Origin of the sequence: Sphingomonas radicis, assembly GCF_051400635.1 — a bacterium.
Classification (GTDB): Bacteria; Pseudomonadota; Alphaproteobacteria; order Sphingomonadales; family Sphingomonadaceae; genus Sphingomonas.
Window position 1 is genome coordinate 1 of the sequence record NZ_JBLFFG010000015.1, and the last position, 564, is coordinate 564.

Sequence of the window (564 nt, forward strand, 5' to 3'; positions counted from 1 at the left end):
GCATTGTGAGACGATGGCGCCTCGGGTGATCCTCACCGCACCGAATTTCTTCTGCATGCCGGCGGAGAAGCGCAAGGCGCACGCCGTCAACGAGCGCAGCTCGAACGCGCCGCAGACGCTGGCGCAATACAAGGCCTCGCATGGCCCGGGTTGCGGCTGCTGCTCCACGGGCAAGACCGTCAAGGACAAGGGTTCGACGGACAGGAAAAAGCCCGCGCGGCTGGTGACCAAGACCCGAAGCGGCGCCAAGGGTTTTCCCACCGCGCGTCCCTGGATGATCAGCCACTAACGCGCCCGCTCGTTCGGCGGCAACCTCAAACGAATAAAACACAGGAGCGCTCCAAATGCTTCACGGTGACATCTCCAGCAGCAACGACACGGTCGGCGTCGCGGTCGTCAATTACAAGATGCCCCGCCTGCATACCAAGGCCGAGGTGCTCGACAACGCCCGCAAGATCGCCGACATGATCGTCGGCATGAAGCTCGGCCTGCCCGGCATGGACCTCGTGATCTTCCTGGAATACTCGACCCAGGGCATCATGTACGACTCCAAGGAGATGTACG

General features: G+C 62.2%; 2 protein-coding genes. Both read left to right on the plus strand.

Annotation, left to right across the window (positions count from 1 at the left end; all coding sequences use genetic code 11):
- The coding region (locus ACMGDH_RS18205) for a hypothetical protein (RefSeq protein WP_436829399.1) at positions 1-289 on the plus strand (289 nt) is incomplete at its 5' end.
- A 55-nt stretch (positions 290-344) separates the two neighbouring features.
- Positions 345-564: carbon-nitrogen hydrolase family protein (locus tag ACMGDH_RS18210; RefSeq protein ID WP_436829400.1), on the plus strand; the 220-nt coding region annotated here is incomplete at its 3' end.